The following is a 20,521-nucleotide window of genomic DNA, read 5'->3' on the forward strand; positions in this document are numbered from 1 at the left end:
TCAATGGGCAGTCTAATCGGATTCATAATCGGAGCTATGATCGTGACCGTACTTTTATTTTTCATTGATTTCGGGTTCACTATTATGAACAAAATTATATTGCTGGTTGCGGCTGTCGCGATTACCGGTTTCACCCTTTTGGCATCTGTAACCTTTCCTGTGCTGATTGCTTTATTATTTGCAGCCGTCATGATATTTGCTGTTTACACATTGGTCCTCAGAAAAATGATGGAGGGTGACTATCAGGAGCAGGAAGATATACACTTTCCATCAGAGAAACCAGTGGATTACGAAAACGACGCTTCCCTGGTTAAAGTAGAAGAACCGGAGGAAGTTGTCGATGTACCTCCCGCACCTGAACCCTTCGAAAAACCATTGAAAGAAGATACTTATGAGGAACCTGAGGAAGTAATTCTCGATGAACTTGAATACGAAATGGAAGATATCCAGTTTGAAAAGCACGAACCGGAAACTCCTCCAACTATCGAAGACATAGATTTGGAAGAAGAACTTTTGGCCGCCAGAGGGAAACAGAAACAAGACCGAGAATTTTCCTCACAGGAAGAAGAACCGGAAAGCAGCTCGAGAAATATAGAAGACGCGTTCGAACTTGAAGATATCAAGCCGGTAGAGGAGCAGGAGGTGGATCGATGAGTAATGAAAAAATCCTTGGATTGTTCAGTGGCATGGTTGCTATCTTACTGGTTTTCAGCTATGGGGGAAATCTCGCCTGGTCAGCTGCCGTTGAAAACACTGGTGAGTTGCCGTCTTCTGTATCAGTAGGAGGGACGGATGTCAGTGGTATGAACTCGGAAAAAGCTTCAGAGCTTCTTGAAGCGGAAGTAGCCGGTTGGTCGGATCGTTCTTATATCCGGCTGAACACAGGGAGTGGATCTTTGGAGATTCCTATTTCGATGATTGATTTTCAGATCGAAGAAACGGTAGAACAAATCTCTTCAAGTGGCCAATATGAGTGGAAAGTTGCTCTTAGCAACGACTTCGAAAGCAGTATACAAGAAAAGCTTCCGGAAACATTGACCCCTCACTTCCAGATGGAGCAATTTAAAGATCAGGTGAAATTCGAGGCGTCCCGTTTGCCGGAAGAAGCTCTTGAATATAATGCTTATTCTTTTGTTCCGGAGAACACAGAGGAGCTTTTTGAAGAGGTGGCGTCCTACTCGATTTCCCTGAGTGAAACAGAAGATGTGGAAAGTCTCATCAATCGTATCGGGGATTGGCGGGTCCCTGGAAAATCGACCGTATCTCTACTGGAACAGGTAGGGGATATCGCGGAATCCATGGAAGAGAAAGCTTTAAGTCAGACAGCCACAGCCATTTATGGATCCTTACTTGAGACGCCGTTTCTTACAGAAGAAAGGCATATCAGTTTGCGTCTCCCGGACTATGCAGAGCTTGGAAAAGAAGCTGCGGTCGACTGGAAAGGAAAAGAGGATCTACAGTTTACGAATACGACTTCCATGGGATATTACGTTCATCTAGAGCTTGATGGGGCAAACCTTCAAGCAGTATGGACAGGCTATCCATTCACGGAAAATATAAGGACAGTAGTATCTCAGGCAGGAGAAGTCGAACCGAGGAAGACGATCCGCTACTCGACCTCTGTCACTCCAGGAGATGAAGTTCTTATCGAAGAAGGAAAAGACGGAAGAGTCGTCGAGGTTTATAAGGAACAGGCAGGAGAAGAGGAACGACAATTGCTAACGGAGGACTATTACCCTCCGGTAGATACGGTTGTCGAAAGATATCCTGTTTCGTTGCTGAGTTCCGATGAAAACTCGAGCGGAACTGGTGTAGACGGAGGAGAGGGAGATGTAGGTTCTTCAACACCAGCGATCAATGATGAGGATAGTGAAGATCAGGGGCAAGATGAATCAGAAGCTGATTCGCAAAATGGACAAGGTAGCAATAACGATTCGGGAGAAAGTGAGGAGAATGAAGAAGAAGGCCCCGACACTGATGGTAATGATGGGTCTTCCCCTCCATCTCTTTGGGAACCAGGCAATGATAAAAAATAACCAGTAATTAACGAGCGGGCGTGTTTTTGAAGGAAGAGGTGATTGGGTGGTAGAACGAAGAAGACTCGGGGATATACTGAAACAATCGGGGCTGATCACGGAAGAGCAGATCAAGGAAGCACTGGAGTTGAAAAGGCAGGATCAGAAACTCGGAGACGTTCTTCTTGAGCGTGGACTGATCACCGAGCAGCAGCTGATTCAGGTGTTGGAAATCCAGCTCGGGGTACCTAGAATTTCTTTGTATCAGTATCCGATTGATGATTCCCTGCTTAACCTGGTATCGAAAGAGTTTGCGATCAGAAACCTTGTGATGCCGCTGAAACAACAGGGTGAGAAGCTGATCCTCGCTATGAATGATCCGATGGACTATTATACAATTGAAGATTTGCAGATGGCTACAGGCTTCCAGATCGATCCGGTCATCGCAACGAGAGATGAAATTGTTCAGACCATCAACAAACAGTACAACCTGAAAGAGTCAGAGGAAGAACCGGAAGCGGATCCCGACAGTGCTCCTGCGATCAAGACGGTGGACCAGCTTCTGCAGGCCGGGGTACAGTTGAAGGCCAGTGACATTCACGTAGATCCTCAGGAAGGGAAAGTGCTGGTACGCTACCGGATCGATGGAATGCTGCGTACGGAACGGTCGCTTCCGAAACGTATCCAGAATTCCCTGATTGCCAGGGTGAAAATCATGGCCAACTTGAACATAACGGAGAATCGTCTTCCTCAGGATGGTCGTATCAAAACGAGTGTGGGATCGACACCTGTCGATTTGCGTATATCCATTATGCCTACTGTGTACGGGGAGAAAATCGTTATCCGTATTCTTGACCTGGGTAGCGTATTGAATCGTCTGACAGAACTCGGGTTCAATAAAATCAACTACCGTCGTTATCTGGATTTAGTGGAAAGAAGTTCCGGGTTGATTTTGCTGACGGGTCCTACCGGCTCAGGTAAATCGTCTACGTTATATGCTTCCTTGAATCATCTGAACACGGATGAGAAGAATATCGTTACGATTGAAGACCCGGTCGAATATCAGCTCGAAGGGATCAACCAGGTCCAGGTGAACAATCGTGTCGGATTGACGTTTTCCCATGGATTGAGGTCGATTCTGCGTCAGGACCCTGATATTGTCATGGTCGGGGAAATCCGTGATTCCGAAACGGCAGAAATAGCGGTACGTGCGTCTTTGACCGGTCACCTTGTATTTTCAACCCTGCATACGAATAGTGCGATCGATTCCATCCCCCGTTTGATCGACATGGATATCGAACCGTATCTCGTTGTATCCTCTCTTGCCGGAATCGTTGCCCAACGGCTTGTGCGCAGAATCTGCAACGACTGTAAAGAGAAGCAGGCACCGACGGAAATGGAAGCGGAACAATTTGAGAAGCGCGGCCTTAGCATCGATCACGTTTATCGTGGAAAAGGTTGCGAAACGTGTCACTACAGTGGATATCGCGGGCGAATGGCGATCCAGGAAGTTCTCGTGGTGGATGATGAAATACGCACGCTTATGATGAACAACCGTTCCACAACAGAGATAAGGAAATATGCCTGGGACCGGGACATGATTTTCCTCCTTGATGATGGGTTACTTAAAGTAAAGCAGGGTGCGACGACGATCGAAGAAATATTAAGAGTAGCGTTGAGTGAATAGGAGGGATGACCTTGAAGGAAAAAATAGAACAGTTGATGAAGGCGGCCCACCAGTTAGAAGCCTCTGACATCCACCTAACTGTGGGTGTTCCTCCCATTTTCCGGTTGCACGGAAAGCTGAAGCAATATGGAAAAGAGTCGTTGAAACCGGAAGATACGGAAGGCATGGTGCGTGCGATTCTTCCTGAGGGGCTTCAGGAAAAGATGGACAGAGAAGGCGAAATCGATTTTTCATACGGCATCCCCGGAGTATCTAGATTCCGTGTGAATGCTTATAAGCAGCGAGGCTGTATTTCTATGGCCGTTCGTATCATCCCGACGCGTATCCCTTCGATCGATGAATTGAACATGCCTTCGATCCTGAAAGATATTGCGGAAAAAGATCAGGGGCTGGTGCTGGTCACAGGACCGACCGGAAGCGGGAAAAGCACGACGCTCGCAAGCATGATCGATTATATGAATCAACAGTTTCCGAGACATATCATCACCCTGGAAGACCCGATAGAATATTTACATAAACATCGCTATTCCATTATCGATCAGCGCGAGGTAGGCTTTGATACGAGCAATTTCGCGAATGGTCTCAGGGCCTGTTTGCGTCAGGACCCCGACGTCATTCTCGTAGGGGAAATGCGGGACCTCGAAACGATTTCCACAGCGATCACCGCTGCGGAGACCGGTCACTTAGTGCTGGGGACGCTTCATACGAGAGATGCGGCACAGACGATCGATCGTATTATTGATGTATTCCCCCCTTCCCAGCAGTCCCAGATCAGAGTGCAGGTTGCAGGGATACTCGAAGCGGTAATATCTCAGCGACTGTTCGTTACGAAAGATGGAAAGGGACGAAGAGCGGCTACGGAAATCCTGAATAACACTTCAGCGGTCAAGAACCTAATTCGTAATGATAAGATCCATCAGCTGCAGAACGTGATGCAGACGTCGAAAAAAGACGGGATGCACACCCTTCAGATGTCGATTCAGGACCTCGTTCAAGAAGGGGTCATCGACGAATCGAAGATGAGCGAAGAAAGCCAGGAATCTTAGATGGCCTACTTCAAATATCAGGGACGAAATAGAACAGGGAAGATTGTCCGGGGAAGAAAGAAAGCGGAGAGTGAGCGGGAAGTCCGCGAGAAATTAGGGAACGAAGGTATCTATATCAGGCAACTCGAGAAACTCGATAGCCTTCTATACAAAGAGATCAATCTCGGGAAACGGGTGAAGAATCAGCATTTCGTGCTTTACTTACGTCAGTTTTCCACCCTGATCCAGGCTGGAGTCTCTCTGGTAGAAGCTACAGAGATCCTGATCGAACAGACTTCCAACCGTACATTGAAAGACACGTTGCAGATGATTCAGCGGGATATCGAAGGTGGTATGCCATTCTCAGATGCAGCTGCAAAACATGATAAGGTCTTCCCGCCGATGTTCATTCAAATGATGAGAGCCGGGGAATTGAGCGGTAACCTGGATGAAGCGCTGGAACGGATGGCCAATTATTACGAGAAGCAGTATGAGTTGAGGCAGAAAATCTATTCAGCCCTTACGTACCCTGCCGTAGTCGGAGTGATTGCGTTTGCAATTGTCGTGTTCATGCTGACGTTCATCGTGCCAAGATTCGCATCAATGTTTCAGTCGTTCGGCAGTGAGGTTCCTCCGCTCACACAGTTCATTCTCTCGGTCGGTGATCTATTCGGCTCCATCTGGTGGCTGATCATCTTTCTTCCGCTTCTGGTGATGCTCGCTCTGAAGCTGTTGGAGAGGAATGTGACAGCTGCCTATTACATGGATTATGCGAAAATGAAAATGCCGATTTTCGGCCCGATTGTCCAGAAAGCGGTTCATGCCCGGATGGCGCGGACCCTCAGTTCTCTGTTCCAAAGTTCTGTACCGGTGCTCCAGTCTGTGGAAATGGTGCAGCGTGTCGTACAGAATAAAGTGATCGAGGAGAAATTGAAAGAGGTGTATACGTCCCTGGAACGGGGAGAATCTATGGCGACGCCACTAAAGAATCACTGGGCATTTCCGGTACTTGTGACTCAGATGATAACCGTAGGGGAGAAAACAGGGACCCTGGATCAAATGTTCGAGAAAGTAGCCATTTTTTATGAAAATGAAATCGATCACGTGACCGATCGGATCAAGACGTTGATCGAACCAGTGATGATTGTGGTACTCTCCGTCATCGTCGGGGTCATCATTCTCGCGATTGCTGTGCCGATGTTCAGCCTTTTCGAGGAGATACAGTAGTAGACACAGGTGAAATTGTTCATTATAATGGGTTTAGGACTAAAGGAATCGTGGAAACTTCTCTCTAGGAGGCAGCGATGGGACTTCCGTACGTGGGCACTTGGAAGTTCAGGAGCCAGTAGTGCAACCGGCCAGGGAACCTTGACTGGTTTTCTGGTTTTTTTAGTGACAATGATCGGATATGGACATTGTCAAAATAAAGGAGAAAAGGGGATAGCAACATGAAGAAGTTCAGAAAGATTTTGAAGGACGCTAAAGGATTTACGCTGGTAGAATTGCTTGCCGTTATCGTTATTTTGGGAATTATAGCAGCGATTGCTGTACCGAGTATCACAGGACTGATTGATAGATCGGAAAGAGATGCTACCGTAGCTAATGCTGAACAGATGATTGAAGCTGCTAGACTAATGGTCACACAAGAGAATGTACCTGCTGGAACTACCATTAACTTGAGTGGTACTCACGACCCTGAGAATGGTGACTATGCATTAATAGAAGGCGGTTTTATTGAAGAGGGTTTAGAAGACACTGAAGGGAACTCTTACAATGAAGGGGCAGTAAGATACGCTCCAAATGCATCAGGCTCTTCTCCTTATTATGTGTATTTGGATGGAACATCATTCTCTATAGGCTCTAGTAGTAGTACTGCTGATATGGTGAATGCTGCCAATTTAGATAGGTCATCAGTAAATGAATAAAGTAGATCGTCCCTCTTATCTTGGAGGGGCTTTTCTATACATAACGAAAAGACGGTGAACACATGACGGCAATCTTCTTTCTATTCGGATTAATCTTCGGATCTTTTTTCAACGTAGTAGGCTTACGGGTTCCTGATCGTTCCCTCTTCTCAGAAGAACGATCCTATTGCCCCAACTGCCACAAAAAACTTCAATGGTACGAGCTCATTCCGGTGCTTTCCTGGCTGTTTCTTCGAGGTCGATGTTCCGGGTGCAAAGCTGCCATTTCCCCGATGTATCCACTGATGGAGCTGTTTTCCGGTGGTTTTTTCGCTTTCTCTTTCTGGTACCACGGCTGGTCGCTACCTCTTATCTATGCTCTTTTGCTCGGATCCCTCACACATATCCTCATCGTCTCCGATATAAAATACATGGTACTTCCTACACCTATCATTCTTTTCTTCCTTGCTTTGTTTGCCGTTTATTTTCTGTTCGACTATCCGGAACCTTTATGGTCACCACTTGTCGGCGGGCTACTCGGAGCAGGGATGACGGCGCTTGTCATTCTGATCAGTAAGGGCGGCATGGGCGGAGGAGATATGAAGTTATTCGGGCTGCTGGGATTCGTGATGGGTGTGAAAGCGTTGTTGCTGACGTTTTTCCTGTCCGCCTTTTTCGGTGCGATTGTCGGGGGAGGGCTGCTGGTGACGAAAGTGATTTCCCGGAAGCAGCCGATTCCGTTTGGACCTTTTATTTTAATCAGTGCCTGTATCACTCATTTTTCTGGTACGATGATAATAGATTGGTATCTTGGAAGCTTTTGAGGAGAGAGACCTATGTTCCGAAATAAAAAAGTATTATATCTCAGTATCAAAAACCATGTGATCCGCTACGGTACGGGCGGAGAAGGGACAATCGACCATTACGGGGAAGTTCGTCTTCCATCGTCCGTCTTAGAAGAGGGAGTCGTTTATGACCCGAGGCGCCTCCAGTTATTCTTCGAAGACATCATCGACGAGCATGGGCTTAAGCGAGCGACGACGATTGTCCAGCTGCTTGATCAGCATGTGCTTGTCCGCACGGTAGACATCCCGGATTTTGTGCCTGCCGAAGAGACAAAGGGATACATATACAGCCAGCTTGGCGAGACGATTCATTTGCCCTACGAAGATCCGGTCATTGATGTTGCTCCCATCGAGGGGACTTCCTCCGTTCTTCTGTTCGCTTACCCTTCACCCAACGTCAATCAGTTGGAAGAAGTGCTGAAAAAAGCGAAACTGAAAGTAGCAGCGGCGGATGTCTCTTTCCTTTCCCTTTATCGGTGTTATGAGCATACCAGGGTGCCGGAAAAAGAAGAGCATCTTCTCTTTGTGGACTGGAACGTGGATGGTGTTTCTGTGACCGCCTATCATCAGGATACTCCGAGGTTCTCCCGATTCATGAAATCCGATTTACCTACTTCTCTCTGGGAGGTGCACGAGCGGAAGGGGCAAGTAGTGTTTGAGCCCAAACATGACGAGCGGGTATTCGTAGATGATTACATCCAGACGCAGATCGCCGAGCTGAACAAACTGATGAACTTTTACAGATATTCCGTCAGTAAGAATCAGCAACCAGTAACAGGGGTTGTACTGAGTGGAGACTTTCCCGAACTCGGGAACGTGCGGGAGGAAGCGGACAAACAGCTGGCCGTCCCCGTCGAGTACTTGTCCGGTGACGTGCTCGAGAATGGTGCTCCTTTCAAATACGCGGATGTGACAGGACTTTCTTACAGATATAGAAGATAAGGGGGGAGACGATGGCAGCTGTTCAGATCAATCTATTAGAAGAGAGAGAACAAAAAAACGGAACCCCCTACCTTCTGGTTGTGGGCGCTGTAGTGCTCGTTCTCCTTTTATGTCTGGTTTTCTGGTGGCAAGCACAGGGAGTGCAGGAAGAAACGAGTCAGTTAGAGGCGGAACTCGCCGAGCTTTCGGAAACGGAAACAGAACTTTCCACTTCGACCGATCAGATCGGTACAGAGAGACAACAGCTCCAGGAAGCCGTGAATCAACTTCAAGGGGAGTACTCCTCCGTAACAGAATTGGTGCGGGAAATGGTCGCTTTACTGCCGGAGAGAGGGTACATAGAATACTTTGCGCTTGAAGAAAGCAATGTCATCACCATGGACGTAAGACTTGATAACCTTCAGGAGACAGCTGCCTATCTCGATCTTCTCGATGAATATGAGAGAACCTCGGAAGTTCAGCTGCTTGGAGTAACGGGGGAAGAGGCTGACGCGGCGGTCGATCCTTTCGACTACCGAGCCCCGTATCTAGCTTCCTATAGTATTGAACTGCCTGGAGCAGTGGATGTCGATGCGGAAGAGGAGGAAGTCCAGGATGACATTTTATTGGAACCGTAATCAGTCGATGCTGCTCGGAGTACTGGTGGCAGTGGTTGTTGTGGTAGGCTTTCTTCTTTATACGATGTGGCTTTCTCCCTTGACTGAAGAAAAAGAATCCCTGGATAATCAGGTCGCTACCAAAGAGAATGCCGTCGAGATTTTACGGGAAGATTCCGGTAGCGATGCCATTTCGGAGCTGGAATCGAAACAGTTGCAGAATATCCTTCCCGTGGAGAAACAAGAGGATCAGTTCCTCTTGATGCTTGAGAGAGCGGAAGCTGCTTCGCGGACGTCTATACAGTCGATCGCCCGTGTGGATGGATCCGCTCCTGCGGAAGAGACGGAAGATCCTGGTGTGCAGCCGTTGACCTACGAACTGGAGATGGTATCAGAGACGTTCGGAGATCTTATGCAGTTCTTATCCAATCTTGAGGGTATGGAACGTTATTCATTGATCCAATCGATCACTTTTGACAGTTCCGCTGTAGAAGAGGGGAGCGGGGAAGTTCTGTATTATTTTGTGCGTGTTTCCACCTACCATTACCCGACGCTTGAAGCACTGGAACCGGAAGCTCCGAGTTATAACTACGGAGATCCCTCAGGAAAAGTGACACCTTTTGAAACAGAATGATTTGTCGAAACTCTCTATCATAATTCGATCTATTTTTTTCTCGCCCTGTGCTAGTTTTATAGCATGGGGTGATTTCATATGAAGAAAAAGCATAAGATTTTCTCGAAGAAAAGATCGCGTCCCTTCTCCTGGAAATCCACGCTCGTCTCCGTCGGTGCGGCGTTTCTTCTCAGTCTCGGTATGGGGCTTTTATTGATGAGGTTGTTCGTAAGCGTCGACCCATCTTCATCGGGGGTTGAGAATGATGATAAGGAAGTGTCGATGGCTCAAGAGAAAAAGGCAGAAACGGTGAAGGTGGAGGCGGACGTATTTGTCATACAAACTGGCGCTTTCAGTACGGAAGAAGAAGCGAACGGATGGAAAGACAAACTTGTATCAGCCGGTACTCCTGCTCTTGTGTGGAATCGCGGGGAGTATTATTACCTGTTCATCGGACAGGCTCCATCCAAAGAGGAAGCCCAGGCGATAGCTGCCGGAATTGATAAGGAGACGTATGTGAAAGAATGGAACGTAACCGGGGAAATGAAGACGGATCAGCCGGAGAAAGCGAAAGAACTGGTCAGGCAAGTGGAAAACGGAAAAATCCCGGGTAGCGAAGATGCAGAAGCTGTATGGGGAGAGGACTATGATATTCCGCAGCCAGCAGACGAACTTGGGATTTTAGCATGGCTGCATTTTTTTGAAAAACAGCTCTTTTCCTGAGTTCATGAAAGGGAAACTCGTGAAAAATACAAACATGTACAGTAAGGGTTCAAAAATCAGGCGAAGAAAGAGAAGAAATTCTCTATTTTCGGCATTTGGAGAAAGGGAAGAGCTCGGGTACAATGACGGTACTTCGACGTGCACGGAGGAGAATAGGAATAAAGGAGAACGGTCTTGAATAAAGTTACTCATATAAGAGGAGAAGGTCCGAGAGAAAAGCTGGTGACGTACGGAGCAGACCGATTGACGATGAATGAACTGCTGGCGGTGCTTTTATCCAAAGGAACGAAAGGGATGCCCATCGACCGCCTCTCGCATGAGATTCTCGTATACTTGCAGGGGACCGAAGGGTTGAGAGAAGCGACGGTTGATGATCTGACGACGATAGAGGGGGTAGGCCCGGCGAAAGCAGTCCAACTCATAGCGGCTATGGAGCTTGGCAGACGGGTCCATTATGAAAAACGGGAGGAAGGGTTCCTCATCCGGAGTCCTGAAGACGGGGCGGAATACGTCATGGAAGAAATGAGGCACCTGAAGCAGGAGCATTTCGTAGCTTTGTTCCTGGACGTCAAAAATAGAGTGATCTCGAAACGTACCGTTTTTGTAGGTAGTTTGAATAGCTCAATAGTACATCCCAGGGAATTATTTAAAGAAGCGGTGAAACGTTCAGCAGCTTCTATCGTATGTGTGCATAACCACCCTTCCGGAGATCCTTCTCCTTCCCAGGAAGACATACAAGTTACGAAACGGTTGTCCGAATGCGGAAAGTTGCTTGGTATTGAATTATTGGACCATTTGGTCATCGGAGACAGTACGTTCATTTCACTGAAAGAAAAAGGATATCTCTGAACTTGTACCACTATCTATTTTAATTATTTTCTCGTATAATTAAATAAGCGTGATTTCAAGCGCCATATTATAAGGGTTTCCTTATGATTGGCGCTTGTTCTTATCGAGTCGTTTTACAGAAAGGGAGATATGAATTGGGTTTGTTTGGATTATCACAAGATCTCGGGATTGATCTGGGAACAGCGAATACATTGGTTTTCATGAAAAATAAAGGCGTCATCGTACGTGAACCATCTGTGGTTGCGAGAAATGCAAATAACGGGAACATTGAAGCGGTAGGGCAGGATGCCTATCATATGATCGGCAGAACACCTGGGAATATCCGGGTCGTACGTCCTATGAAAGACGGAGTCATCGCTGATTATGAAACGACAGCTGAAATGATCAAATACTATATGCAGAAGGCTTTGAAGACCGGTTCTTCCTTCAGCAGTAAGCCGAATGTGATCGTATGCGTTCCGTCCGGTATTACGATGGTGGAAGAAAGAGCGGTCATCGATGCTACGAAGCAGGCTGGAGCGAAAGAAGCGTATCCGATTGCAGAACCTTTCGCAGCAGCGGTAGGAGCCGGTCTTCCAGTATGGGAGCCGACCGGAAGTATGATCGTCGATGTCGGTGGCGGAACGACAGAGGTCGCTATCATCTCGCTTGGCGGGATTGTTACCAGCCAGTCGATCCGGGTAGCCGGAGATGAAATGGATGAATCGATTTCGAACCATATCCGTAAGAAATATAATTTGATGATCGGGGAAAGAACAGCGGAAGAAATCAAGTTTACGATCGGCAGAGCCCAACCTTTAGAGAAGGTGGATGAGATGGAAATACGGGGAAGGGACCTGTTGACCGGGTTGCCGAAGACGATCACCATCTATTCTGATGAGATCATCGAAGCCCTTTCCGATACGGTGGAATCGATCGTGGAGACGGTGAAACTTACGCTTGAGACGACACCTCCGGAATTATCTGCGGATATCATGGAGCGGGGAATCGTCCTTGCCGGCGGTGGAGCGTTGCTGAAAGATTTGGATAAAGTCATCAGTGAAGAGACGAACATGCCCGTCTTCATAGCCGATGAGCCGCTTGATTGTGTCGCCAACGGTACCGGCAAGTCTCTTGAGTACATGAATCATTTCAAATCCCAGCCGAACGTAGCCAGCCGAAGTCAAAGGGAATAGGGAAAAGAAACCATGCCTTCTTTTTTCAGAAGAAAAATACTTATATCTATACTCGTAGCATTCATCGTTATCGTGACACTGATCGGTTTTTCCATGCGGGACAGGGAAGAAGTGACAGTGCCGGAACAATTCATACTGGATACGGCAGGCTGGGTACAAACGATTTTCAATACACCGATCCAGTGGGTGAATGATTCGATCGAAACGTTCCAGGATGTGTTTCGGGTGTATGAACAGAATGAAGTACTGAAAGGAAGATTGGCTGAGTATGAAGGGCTGATCGTAGAGAATCAGGAACTGGAGAAAGAGAATGAAGAGCTCAGAGGTACGATCGGGAAGTCCGAGGGGCTGTCCGAATATTCTCCTGTGCAGGCGACGGTGATAGCCAGGAGTTCGGAGCGGTGGTTCGAACAGGTGACGGTGAACCGCGGTGCAGAGCATGGCGTGGAGAAAGATATGGCCGTTATTACGAAAGACGGTCTGATCGGGAAAGTCCAGTCCACGGCCGCTTTCCATTCGACGGTGAAGCTTCTGAGCGGCTTTGATATATCCAATAAGATTTCATCATGGGTCGTACGGGAAGAAGGGGACAACGTCTTCGGTCTTATCGAAGGATATGATGAAGAATCGGGACGTCTCGTTCTCGGAGGGATCAACCTTGAAGCACAGCTCAATGAAGGAGATCAGGTGATTTCTTCCGGGCTCGGAGGCGTTTTCCCGAGTCGACTTCAGATCGGAAGTGTGGATGAAGTGCGGAATGACGAATACGGGCTGACGAAGACGGCTCTGATTGAACCTGCAGCAAACCTTTATGAAATCAATCATGTCATTATCGCCCGCCGTAGTGAACAGACGGTCGATACAGGGAGAGCGGGAGACGAAGAATCATGAAACACGTATGGCTCTGTCTCCTCGCTTTGTTATTGATTGCACTTGAAGGAATGGCGATGAATCTGCTTCCGTCTTCGTTATTGTACGGGGAATGGCAGATTGTTCCGCACTGGACGCTTCTTTTCGTGCTGCTGTTGTCCATTTATTATGACTCGAATGAAACCTATCAATCTTTGTGGTATGCCCTCGGTACCGGTTTGTTCGTGGATATTGTATATACGGATGTCATCGGCATCCATATGATGGTGTATGTGTTGGTGGTCTATATCGTACATGGGCTGAATAAGCTGCTTCAGTCCAATGTCCTTGTCGTGACGCTCCTCGTCTTATTCGGGGTCGTAACAGGAGATACGCTTCTATATATAATCTATTCATTTTTGAATATAGCGGAAATGGACTGGGGTACTTATGCGATGCAACGATTGCTACCCACTATGATCGGGAATGTCGTATTTTTCCTCTTCACTTTTGTATTCCTGAAATACTTGATGCAGAAGTTGGCTGATGACAACTAGTATACGGGGTAAGGAGAGAATCATCATGGACCATAAACAAAAAGTAATGATTAAAGGGACCCGGGATGGTCTGACTTTACAACTCGATGATCAGTGCACCTTCGAAGATCTCATCGAAGAATTGGAGGGGAAACTCTCTGAAAATCTCGTTTCTGAAGAAGAGCCGCTCATTCGCGTGTCCATCCAGCTCGGATATCGGTATATAACTCCCGACCAGGAAGAGGTGCTGAAGGAAATGATCCGGGAGAAACAGCACCTCGTCGTCGAAGAAATAGATTCGAAAGTCATGACGAAAGAGGCGGCGATGGAGTGGGAACAGGACCGTTCGGTGAATCCTGTGAGCCAGACGATTCGTTCCGGTCAGGTCATCGACGTCAAAGGGGATCTGTTACTTATAGGAGACGTGAACCCTGGAGGTACTGTCCGCGCCACTGGCAATATATTTATTCTGGGTAAATTGTTCGGGGTGGCTCATGCCGGATCGAGCGGGTGGAAAGGCGCTGTCATTGCAGCTTCTTATATGGAGCCCACCCAACTCCGCATTTCCGATAAAATCAGCCGCTCTCCGGATCAGGAGGAAGTTGAAGGCGTTTATATGGAATGTGGATTTATCGATGAAAAAGAGGAAAATATCCGAATAGATCGAATACAGAAAGTAGTGAAGTGGCGTCCGGAACTCGTAAGTTTGGAAAGGAGAATGAATCATGGGTGAAGCAATTGTCATTACTTCCGGTAAGGGAGGCGTAGGTAAAACGACGACGACCGCCAATCTTGGAACGGCTCTTGCTCTTCAGGGGAAGAATGTCTGTCTGGTGGACACGGACATCGGACTTAGAAACCTCGATGTGGTGATGGGCCTTGAGAACAGAATCATTTACGACATAGTCGATGTGATTCAGGAAAGGTGTCGGACAAAGCAGGCGCTGATCACAGATAAACGCTTTGATTGTCTACACGTGTTGCCGGCAGCACAGACATCCGACAAGTCAGAAGTCACTCAGGAAGGCATGAAGCAGATCGTTTCAGAATTGAAACAGGATTACGATTACATACTGATTGATTGTCCCGCCGGGATCGAGCAAGGATATAAGAATGCTGTGGCCGGAGCGGACCGTGCCATCGTGGTGACTACTCCTGAGAAGTCAAGCGTACGCGATGCAGATAGAATCATCGGGCTTCTTGAAAAAGAAGAAATCGAACCGCCGTCCCTCATTATTAACAGGATCCGCTCCCACATGATGGAGAACGGGGATATGATGGACGTAGAGGACATCATTTCGATTCTGGCCATCGACCTTCTCGGCATCGTCGTGGATGATGAAGCGGTGATCACCGGGTCAAACCGTGGGGAACCGGTAGCATTGAAACCTGACACGAAAGCGGCAATCGGATACCGGAACATCGCCAGAAGGATACTCGGGGAATCGGTACCGCTTATGAATTTAGAAGAAGAGAAAGTGACGTTTATGACCAAAATCAAGCGTTTGTTAGGAATGGGGAGCTGACCGTTATCTTTAAGATAGCGGTCTTTTTTATGGAAAAATCAGGGGTGGAACTGCATTTGTTCTACTTCCTGCGGCCCGTACATAAAATGAAAAAAACGGTTCTGTGATCTGCCCACTTCAGGAAAAGTCATGGAACTCGGAATGCGGGTGGTGAAGTAATGAAGGATCTCGAAAGAATCAGGAATAATATAAGAAGAAGAAAAGGAAAGAACACGGGGAAAATCCAATCTCCTGAACCGCTGCCGGATGAAGAACGATATGGTCTGCCCGGACAACCTCCTGTACGGAATATACAGGAAGGGGAGCAGGCTCCATTGAAGCGGTGGGTACTGCAAATAACGGTTTCCGCTGTCATTTTTTCCGGTGTCACCTTCATGTATCATGGTCCCCTGGAACCTCCAAAAACGATGGAGGCCTTTATGACGAAGCAGTTAAAGGACGAGTTCCCTTTTGCGAAAGTTACAGCCGTCTATCAGAATCGACTCGGTAAGGTTTTCCCTTCCGTCGAAGAAGAGGAAGTTACTTCTTCCCCTTTCCCTCTTAATGGAAGTGTCGAGGTAAGCGGGAATGGAGTGGAAATCACCCCGCAACAAGGAGGAAGCGTGACTGCCGTGAAGGAAGGGACGGTAGTGTTTGCCGGAAAGAAACCGGAGACGGGGCCGACGGTGATCGTTCAGCACGCAGACGGAACGAACAGCGTTTATGGGAACCTCGAGAAGGTTCAGGCTCATCTTTACCAATATGTAGAACAGGGAGAAGCGATTGCTGAAGTGGAGGAGGGGCTGTTTTTCGCCAGGAAAAGAGGAGAGGTTTTCCTGAATCCCTACGAAGTCATAGAAGTCAATGAAGACTATTAAAGGAAAAGTGGCGCTGCATCCGCTTTTTTTCCTTCTCACTTTCACGGCGTTTGTCACCGGTCATTTTCTCTTTTTCATTTCTGTTCTTCTCATCATTATTATTCATGAGCTGGGTCATGTAGCGGTAGCCCGGCTTTTTGAGTGGAAGATCGAGAAAGTGGAGTTGTGGTTGTTCGGGGCTACGATGGTAAGTGATGATTTCTTTTTCCGGCCGTGGCATGAGAAGGTGCTGGTCACTATTGCCGGTCCCCTTCAGCACCTCTGGATCGGCATGCTTATCCCCCATCTTGGTCTTGGGGGAGCATGGGAAGAGACGCTTCTCTTTTATAACACGTGGCTAGCTGTGTTCAATCTGCTTCCGATCTGGCCTCTCGACGGTGGAAAACTTATGTGGATTCTCCTCAGCAGTCTGCTCTCTTTCTGGACAAGTTTTCGCACGGTTCTCCTTGGGACGGGGGTGGTGATGGTGCTATTCCTCATCTGTTTTCCATTCTTCTTCACCATCGCTTTGTTCTTCGTTTTTCTCGGGAAAGAAATCTATGAGCAGTGGAAACACCAGTATTATCTGCACGTGAGGTTTCTTTTCTATTGTTTGAAACGAGAGACGGCCAAAGAGAAATGGATGGATATCCCCCCTGATACAAAAGTGAAGGAAGGACTCAAGAAGCTGAGACTGGGAAGAGGGATGGTATTCAAGAGCGGTTCGGAAGTTATTCGGGAGAAAGAATGCATACGAAGCTATTTCGATCATCCTACGTTACGTTTTCTCGATTTACACAATCGGTGATTTTTTATTGCTTTTTATTATGCAATTTAGTAGAATTTTCAACGGGCTTGAAAAGAGGTCTCAAGCGGTCTTACCGTCGTTCAGTTGTTTATTGACAACATGTTTCTGGTTATGATAACATTAGTTTGTTATTCTTGTAGCACTCCACTGCTACAACCGCTCAGGACAGGTCATAAACCATGTAAATGGTACCTGGATGGCGAGTCTTAGTTTAATGAGGAGGTGCACGTATGTACGCAATTATCGAAACTGGTGGAAAACAGGTCAAAGTAGAGCAAGGCCAAGAAGTTTACGTTGAAAAACTTGACGCGGCTGATGGCGAAACAGTAACTTTCGACAAAGTATTGTTCGTCGGCGGAGACGACACGAAAGTGGGCGCTCCTTACGTTGATGGTGCTTCTGTAACGGCAAAAGTTGACAAACATGGTCGTCAGAAGAAGATCACTGTTTTCAAATACAAGCCGAAGAAGAACTACAAGCGTAAGCAAGGTCATCGTCAACCTTATACAAAAGTCGTCATTGATAAAATCGACGCGTAAGGTGTTGACCTATGATTACAGCTAATTTCTTTTCCTCGGGAGAGCGAATCCTTGGGTATGAAATTTCCGGACATGCTGAGAGTGGCCCTTATGGCCAGGATCTAGTATGCGCAGCGGTCTCAGGTGTTACCTTCGGTGCAACGAATGCGCTGATGGAAGTGGCGGACTGTGATCCGGAAATCGAACAAGGAGGAGAGGGAGGCTATTTGAAAGTCACCCTGACCGGGGAAGACAGAACAAAGGAACAAGCACAAACTCTTCTGGAGGGACTGCTGATATCCTTACGAACCATTGAACAGGATAATTCCCAATATATAACAATCAAAACTTGAAGGAGGTGGAAGCCATGCTACGTCTAGATCTACAGTTTTTCTCTCAGAAAAAAGGTCAAGGAAGCTCTAAAAACGGACGTGACTCTGAGTCTAAGCGTCTGGGAGCGAAGCGTGCTGATGGTCAATCAGTAACTAGCGGTTCCATTCTTTACCGTCAACGCGGCACTAAGATTTACCCAGGTACAAACGTGGGAATCGGTGGCGATGACACACTTTTCGCGAAAGCTGATGGGGTTGTTAAATTCGAACGTTACGGTCGTAACCGTAAAAAAGTCAGTGTTTACCCTGCAGCACAAGAAGCGTAAACGATAATAGAAAGATAAAGCCACGCCGTGCTTGCCGCATGGACGTGGCTTTTCTTCATATTGAAGCAAAAAAAGCTTCCTTCTTTTTTCCTGAATTAGAACCACTGTCCATTTTTTGCTATACTTTTCTTATCACAGGAAAAGGGTGGATGTGTTGTGAGAGATGAAGAATGGATAGAACTATTGAGTGGGAGGCGCCATGATTGGATGAATCAAGTTCAACTTCTGAAAGGGTACGTGGCGATGGGGAAGACGGATAAACTGAAAGCGGTCTTGAAGAACGTGGAGACGACGGCGATAGAGGAACGCAAGCTTTTCGCCAGTGGAGCGCAGGCTTTCGCTTTCTGGCTTTTGTCTTTCAATTCGACCTACGACTCTTTTCGTTTGCAGTACCGTTTGGAAGCTGAGGTTGATTTATCGAATGATGACGAGTGGTTAGTCTCGCATGCGCATGATATAATGGACTATCTGTCAGTAAGAACAGAAGAGTGGGAACTATATGAGGGAGAGCTCCTCATAAAGGAAAATAGCCTGAGGTGGACATGGAAAGGCGTGTTCAAGCCCGGGAGAACAGAAGAAGACATCGGTACCGTATCCGAGTCAGAGAATGAAGTAACGATTACGAAGGATTGGAATAAATGAGGTGAAGATATGTTCGTAGATCAGGTAACGATATACGTAAAAGCGGGCGACGGAGGAAATGGTCTTGTCGCTTATCGCAGAGAGAAATATGTCCCGAGAGGCGGACCTGCCGGAGGAGACGGTGGAAAAGGCGGAGACGTCGTTTTTGAAGTCGACGAAGGACTGAATACGTTGATGGATTTCCGTTATCAGCGTCATTTCAAGGCTAAGCGCGGGGAAAACGGAATGAACCAGAAGAAACACGGAAAGAATTCGGAAGACCTGGTCGTACCGGTACCTCCTGGAACGACCGTTCGGAACGCGGAAACCGGAGATTTGATTGCAGACTTGCTGGAACATAAACAGCGGGCTGTCATAGCTGCCGGTGGCCGAGGCGGTCGTGGAAACGCCAAATTTGCGACGGCGAGAAACCGGGCTCCGGAGATTTCCGAAAATGGAACGCTAGGCGAGGAGCTGGACGTTCAGCTTGAGCTGAAACTTCTTGCTGATGTCGGCCTTGTAGGGTTTCCTAGTGTCGGAAAGTCGACGTTCTTGTCCACGGTGACTGCTGCGAAACCGAAAGTGGCGGATTACCATTTTACGACGCTTAATCCGAATTTGGGTGTCGTGGAAACGAAAGATGGGCGTAGCTTTGTCATGGCGGATCTTCCCGGTCTGATTGAAGGAGCGCATGAAGGTGTAGGTCTGGGCCACCAGTTCCTGCGTCACGTAGAGAGGACACGGGTGCTGTTGCACGTCATCGATATGTCCGGTATGGAAGGCCGTGATCCTTACGAAGATTACGTAGCCATCAATCATGAGCTGGCTTCTTATGACGAGCGTTTGCAGCACAAGCCCCAGATTATCGTAGCGAATAAAATGGACTTGCCGGGAGCCGAAGAGAATCTCGAGTCATTCCGAGAGAAGACGGAAGAAGAGGATCTTGTGATTTATCCGCTCTCTACCATAACGAGAGCGGGAATCGACGAAATCCTTTATGCCGTGGCGGACGAATTGGACCGCATTCCGAAACAGGTGGAAGACGAAGAGCCGACAGAGGACCGTGTCCTTTACAAGTATGAAAAAGAAGCACCTGCGTTCCATATAACAAGAGCAGACGACGGAGCCTATGTGCTATACGGAGAGAAGATCGAATCCGTGTTCCGTCGGACGAATTTCGATCACGACCAGGCTGTGAACCGCTTCGCTCAACAAATGCGTAGCATGGGTGTCGACGATGCTCTCCGGAAGCGGGGAGCAGAGAACGGAGATACGATCCGCCTGCTCGATTTCGAGTTTGAATTCGTAGACGGGTAAGAGGGGGCAGACAGCATGGCAGACTATAGTGAAAAATTTTATCTAGTACGCAGTGATATTCTCCCGGAAGCGATGAAGAAGACTCTGGACGCCAAACGAATGCTCGACCGGGGGAAAGCTGCCTCTGTCTACGAAGCCGTTAACCAGGTCGGTTTGTCACGAAGTGCTTTTTATAAATACAAAGATGCCGTGTACCCGTTCCAGCAAATGGTGAAAGAGCAGATCGTCACGCTCTTTTTCCATCTGGAGGATCAGAAGGGGAGTCTCTCGCAACTTCTTTCCGTCGCTGCAGAATTCGGGTGTAATGTTCTGACCATTCACCAGACGATTCCGATCCAGGGAAAGGCGAACGTAACCCTGTCGCTGAACACTACGGGAATGAACGCGGGAATGAACCGTTTACTGCAACAATTGCAGGATCTTGAATTTTTTGATAATGTAGAAGTATTAAGTTCTGGTGCGTAAGACGGAGGGATCA

25 protein-coding genes, 1 riboswitch and 1 other annotated feature are annotated in these 20,521 nt (G+C 47.6%); all 25 genes read left to right on the forward strand.

Annotated features, from left to right (window positions below):
* Positions 1 to 3 precede the first annotated feature (3 nt).
* The 25 genes from BLQ44_RS00115 to BLQ44_RS00235 all read left to right on the forward strand — a co-directional run bounded on the left by BLQ44_RS00115 (position 4) and on the right by BLQ44_RS00235 (position 20,508).
* Positions 4 to 654 (forward strand): hypothetical protein, encoded by a 651-nt coding sequence (locus tag BLQ44_RS00115; protein ID WP_093190533.1) that lies wholly within the window; start codon positions 4 to 6, stop codon positions 652 to 654.
* Positions 651 to 2,036 (forward strand): VanW family protein, encoded by a 1,386-nt coding sequence (locus BLQ44_RS00120; RefSeq protein ID WP_093190535.1) that lies wholly within the window; start codon positions 651 to 653, stop codon positions 2,034 to 2,036. The genes BLQ44_RS00115 and BLQ44_RS00120 overlap by 4 nt, the downstream gene beginning before the upstream one ends.
* A gap of 46 nt (positions 2,037 to 2,082) precedes the next feature.
* Positions 2,083 to 3,702, forward strand: coding sequence for a GspE/PulE family protein (locus BLQ44_RS00125; protein WP_093190538.1), 1,620 nt, complete (start codon positions 2,083 to 2,085; stop codon positions 3,700 to 3,702).
* An 11-nt stretch (positions 3,703 to 3,713) separates the two neighbouring features.
* The gene (locus BLQ44_RS00130) at positions 3,714 to 4,748 is read left to right on the forward strand and encodes a type IV pilus twitching motility protein PilT (protein ID WP_093190541.1); all 1,035 of its coding nucleotides are present in this window, start codon (positions 3,714 to 3,716) and stop codon (positions 4,746 to 4,748) included.
* The gene (locus BLQ44_RS00135; RefSeq protein ID WP_093190543.1) at positions 4,749 to 5,954 is read left to right on the forward strand and encodes a type II secretion system F family protein; all 1,206 of its coding nucleotides are present in this window, start codon (positions 4,749 to 4,751) and stop codon (positions 5,952 to 5,954) included.
* A 58-nt stretch (positions 5,955 to 6,012) separates the two neighbouring features.
* Positions 6,013 to 6,093, forward strand: a riboswitch (cyclic di-GMP riboswitch).
* A gap of 82 nt (positions 6,094 to 6,175) precedes the next feature.
* Entirely contained in the window at positions 6,176 to 6,652 is a 477-nt protein-coding gene (locus BLQ44_RS00140) for a type II secretion system protein (RefSeq protein ID WP_093190546.1), read from the forward strand.
* Positions 6,653 to 6,714: 62 nt separating this feature from the next.
* The gene (locus BLQ44_RS00145) at positions 6,715 to 7,455 is read left to right on the forward strand and encodes a prepilin peptidase (RefSeq protein ID WP_093190548.1); all 741 of its coding nucleotides are present in this window, start codon (positions 6,715 to 6,717) and stop codon (positions 7,453 to 7,455) included.
* Positions 7,456 to 7,467: 12 nt separating this feature from the next.
* Complete coding sequence (pilM, locus tag BLQ44_RS00150) at positions 7,468 to 8,418, forward strand: type IV pilus biogenesis protein PilM (RefSeq protein ID WP_093190552.1); 951 nt, start codon at positions 7,468 to 7,470, stop codon at positions 8,416 to 8,418.
* A gap of 11 nt (positions 8,419 to 8,429) precedes the next feature.
* Entirely contained in the window at positions 8,430 to 9,035 is a 606-nt protein-coding gene (locus tag BLQ44_RS00155) for a hypothetical protein (RefSeq protein WP_093190554.1), read from the forward strand.
* Positions 9,013 to 9,648 (forward strand): hypothetical protein, encoded by a 636-nt coding sequence (locus BLQ44_RS00160; RefSeq protein ID WP_093190557.1) that lies wholly within the window; start codon positions 9,013 to 9,015, stop codon positions 9,646 to 9,648. Before BLQ44_RS00155 ends, BLQ44_RS00160 begins: the two co-directional genes overlap by 23 nt.
* A 78-nt stretch (positions 9,649 to 9,726) precedes the next feature.
* Positions 9,727 to 10,350, forward strand: a complete 624-nt coding sequence (locus BLQ44_RS00165) for an SPOR domain-containing protein (protein WP_093190559.1) — start codon at positions 9,727 to 9,729, stop codon at positions 10,348 to 10,350.
* A gap of 174 nt (positions 10,351 to 10,524) precedes the next feature.
* Positions 10,525 to 11,199 carry a RadC family protein gene (gene radC / locus BLQ44_RS00170; protein WP_093190562.1) on the forward strand — a complete coding sequence of 225 codons (675 nt, stop codon included), beginning with the start codon at positions 10,525 to 10,527 and terminating at the stop codon, positions 11,197 to 11,199.
* Positions 11,200 to 11,333: 134 nt separating this feature from the next.
* On the forward strand, positions 11,334 to 12,374 hold the full coding sequence (locus BLQ44_RS00175) for a rod shape-determining protein (RefSeq protein ID WP_093190564.1): 1,041 nt from the start codon (positions 11,334 to 11,336) through the stop codon (positions 12,372 to 12,374).
* Between the two features lie 12 nt (positions 12,375 to 12,386).
* Complete coding sequence (mreC, locus tag BLQ44_RS00180; protein ID WP_093190567.1) at positions 12,387 to 13,265, forward strand: rod shape-determining protein MreC; 879 nt, start codon at positions 12,387 to 12,389, stop codon at positions 13,263 to 13,265.
* Complete coding sequence (gene mreD, locus BLQ44_RS00185) at positions 13,262 to 13,780, forward strand: rod shape-determining protein MreD (protein ID WP_093190569.1); 519 nt, start codon at positions 13,262 to 13,264, stop codon at positions 13,778 to 13,780. The genes mreC and mreD overlap by 4 nt, the downstream gene beginning before the upstream one ends.
* 25 nt (positions 13,781 to 13,805) lie before the next feature.
* On the forward strand, positions 13,806 to 14,492 hold the full coding sequence (minC, locus tag BLQ44_RS00190; protein ID WP_093190571.1) for a septum site-determining protein MinC: 687 nt from the start codon (positions 13,806 to 13,808) through the stop codon (positions 14,490 to 14,492).
* Positions 14,485 to 15,285: a septum site-determining protein MinD gene (gene minD / locus BLQ44_RS00195; RefSeq protein ID WP_093190573.1), complete on the forward strand. Its 801-nt coding sequence runs from the start codon at positions 14,485 to 14,487 to the stop codon at positions 15,283 to 15,285. Before minC ends, minD begins: the two co-directional genes overlap by 8 nt.
* A 158-nt stretch (positions 15,286 to 15,443) precedes the next feature.
* A complete protein-coding gene (locus BLQ44_RS00200) occupies positions 15,444 to 16,142 on the forward strand; it encodes a M23 family metallopeptidase (RefSeq protein WP_093190576.1) in 699 nt (232 codons plus the stop codon).
* A complete protein-coding gene (locus tag BLQ44_RS00205; protein WP_093190578.1) occupies positions 16,129 to 16,929 on the forward strand; it encodes a site-2 protease family protein in 801 nt (266 codons plus the stop codon). Before BLQ44_RS00200 ends, BLQ44_RS00205 begins: the two co-directional genes overlap by 14 nt.
* Positions 16,930 to 17,073: 144 nt before the next feature.
* Positions 17,074 to 17,146 (forward strand) — a sequence feature (ribosomal protein L21 leader region).
* A gap of 13 nt (positions 17,147 to 17,159) precedes the next feature.
* The gene (gene rplU / locus BLQ44_RS00210) at positions 17,160 to 17,468 is read left to right on the forward strand and encodes a 50S ribosomal protein L21 (protein ID WP_093190581.1); all 309 of its coding nucleotides are present in this window, start codon (positions 17,160 to 17,162) and stop codon (positions 17,466 to 17,468) included.
* Between the two features lie 11 nt (positions 17,469 to 17,479).
* Complete coding sequence (locus tag BLQ44_RS00215; RefSeq protein WP_093190583.1) at positions 17,480 to 17,800, forward strand: ribosomal-processing cysteine protease Prp; 321 nt, start codon at positions 17,480 to 17,482, stop codon at positions 17,798 to 17,800.
* A gap of 14 nt (positions 17,801 to 17,814) precedes the next feature.
* Positions 17,815 to 18,105, forward strand: coding sequence for a 50S ribosomal protein L27 (rpmA, locus tag BLQ44_RS00220; protein ID WP_093190586.1), 291 nt, complete (start codon positions 17,815 to 17,817; stop codon positions 18,103 to 18,105).
* Positions 18,106 to 18,261: 156 nt separating this feature from the next.
* The gene (locus BLQ44_RS00225; RefSeq protein WP_143004671.1) at positions 18,262 to 18,747 is read left to right on the forward strand and encodes a Spo0B domain-containing protein; all 486 of its coding nucleotides are present in this window, start codon (positions 18,262 to 18,264) and stop codon (positions 18,745 to 18,747) included.
* A gap of 9 nt (positions 18,748 to 18,756) precedes the next feature.
* The gene (gene obgE / locus BLQ44_RS00230) at positions 18,757 to 20,043 is read left to right on the forward strand and encodes a GTPase ObgE (protein ID WP_093190591.1); all 1,287 of its coding nucleotides are present in this window, start codon (positions 18,757 to 18,759) and stop codon (positions 20,041 to 20,043) included.
* A 15-nt stretch (positions 20,044 to 20,058) separates the two neighbouring features.
* On the forward strand, positions 20,059 to 20,508 hold the full coding sequence (locus BLQ44_RS00235; RefSeq protein ID WP_093190593.1) for an ACT domain-containing protein: 450 nt from the start codon (positions 20,059 to 20,061) through the stop codon (positions 20,506 to 20,508).
* The last annotated feature ends 13 nt before the right edge of the window (positions 20,509 to 20,521 follow it).

The organism is Salimicrobium halophilum, assembly GCF_900100295.1.
Lineage (GTDB): Bacteria > Bacillota > Bacilli > Bacillales > Halobacillaceae > Salimicrobium > Salimicrobium halophilum.

Coding starts and splice junctions, on each gene's coding strand:
- BLQ44_RS00115 (WP_093190533.1), top strand. CDS start 4: ATGGGCAGTCTAATCGGATTCATAATCGGAGCTATGATCGTGACCGTA.
- BLQ44_RS00120 (WP_093190535.1), top strand. CDS start 651: ATGAGTAATGAAAAAATCCTTGGATTGTTCAGTGGCATGGTTGCTATC.
- BLQ44_RS00135 (WP_093190543.1), top strand. CDS start 4,749: ATGGCCTACTTCAAATATCAGGGACGAAATAGAACAGGGAAGATTGTC.
- BLQ44_RS00140 (WP_093190546.1), top strand. CDS start 6,176: ATGAAGAAGTTCAGAAAGATTTTGAAGGACGCTAAAGGATTTACGCTG.
- BLQ44_RS00145 (WP_093190548.1), top strand. CDS start 6,715: ATGACGGCAATCTTCTTTCTATTCGGATTAATCTTCGGATCTTTTTTC.
- pilM (WP_093190552.1), top strand. CDS start 7,468: ATGTTCCGAAATAAAAAAGTATTATATCTCAGTATCAAAAACCATGTG.
- BLQ44_RS00155 (WP_093190554.1), top strand. CDS start 8,430: ATGGCAGCTGTTCAGATCAATCTATTAGAAGAGAGAGAACAAAAAAAC.
- BLQ44_RS00160 (WP_093190557.1), top strand. CDS start 9,013: ATGACATTTTATTGGAACCGTAATCAGTCGATGCTGCTCGGAGTACTG.
- BLQ44_RS00165 (WP_093190559.1), top strand. CDS start 9,727: ATGAAGAAAAAGCATAAGATTTTCTCGAAGAAAAGATCGCGTCCCTTC.
- mreC (WP_093190567.1), top strand. CDS start 12,387: ATGCCTTCTTTTTTCAGAAGAAAAATACTTATATCTATACTCGTAGCA.
- mreD (WP_093190569.1), top strand. CDS start 13,262: ATGAAACACGTATGGCTCTGTCTCCTCGCTTTGTTATTGATTGCACTT.
- minC (WP_093190571.1), top strand. CDS start 13,806: ATGGACCATAAACAAAAAGTAATGATTAAAGGGACCCGGGATGGTCTG.
- minD (WP_093190573.1), top strand. CDS start 14,485: ATGGGTGAAGCAATTGTCATTACTTCCGGTAAGGGAGGCGTAGGTAAA.
- BLQ44_RS00200 (WP_093190576.1), top strand. CDS start 15,444: ATGAAGGATCTCGAAAGAATCAGGAATAATATAAGAAGAAGAAAAGGA.
- BLQ44_RS00205 (WP_093190578.1), top strand. CDS start 16,129: ATGAAGACTATTAAAGGAAAAGTGGCGCTGCATCCGCTTTTTTTCCTT.
- rplU (WP_093190581.1), top strand. CDS start 17,160: ATGTACGCAATTATCGAAACTGGTGGAAAACAGGTCAAAGTAGAGCAA.
- BLQ44_RS00215 (WP_093190583.1), top strand. CDS start 17,480: ATGATTACAGCTAATTTCTTTTCCTCGGGAGAGCGAATCCTTGGGTAT.
- rpmA (WP_093190586.1), top strand. CDS start 17,815: ATGCTACGTCTAGATCTACAGTTTTTCTCTCAGAAAAAAGGTCAAGGA.
- obgE (WP_093190591.1), top strand. CDS start 18,757: ATGTTCGTAGATCAGGTAACGATATACGTAAAAGCGGGCGACGGAGGA.
- BLQ44_RS00235 (WP_093190593.1), top strand. CDS start 20,059: ATGGCAGACTATAGTGAAAAATTTTATCTAGTACGCAGTGATATTCTC.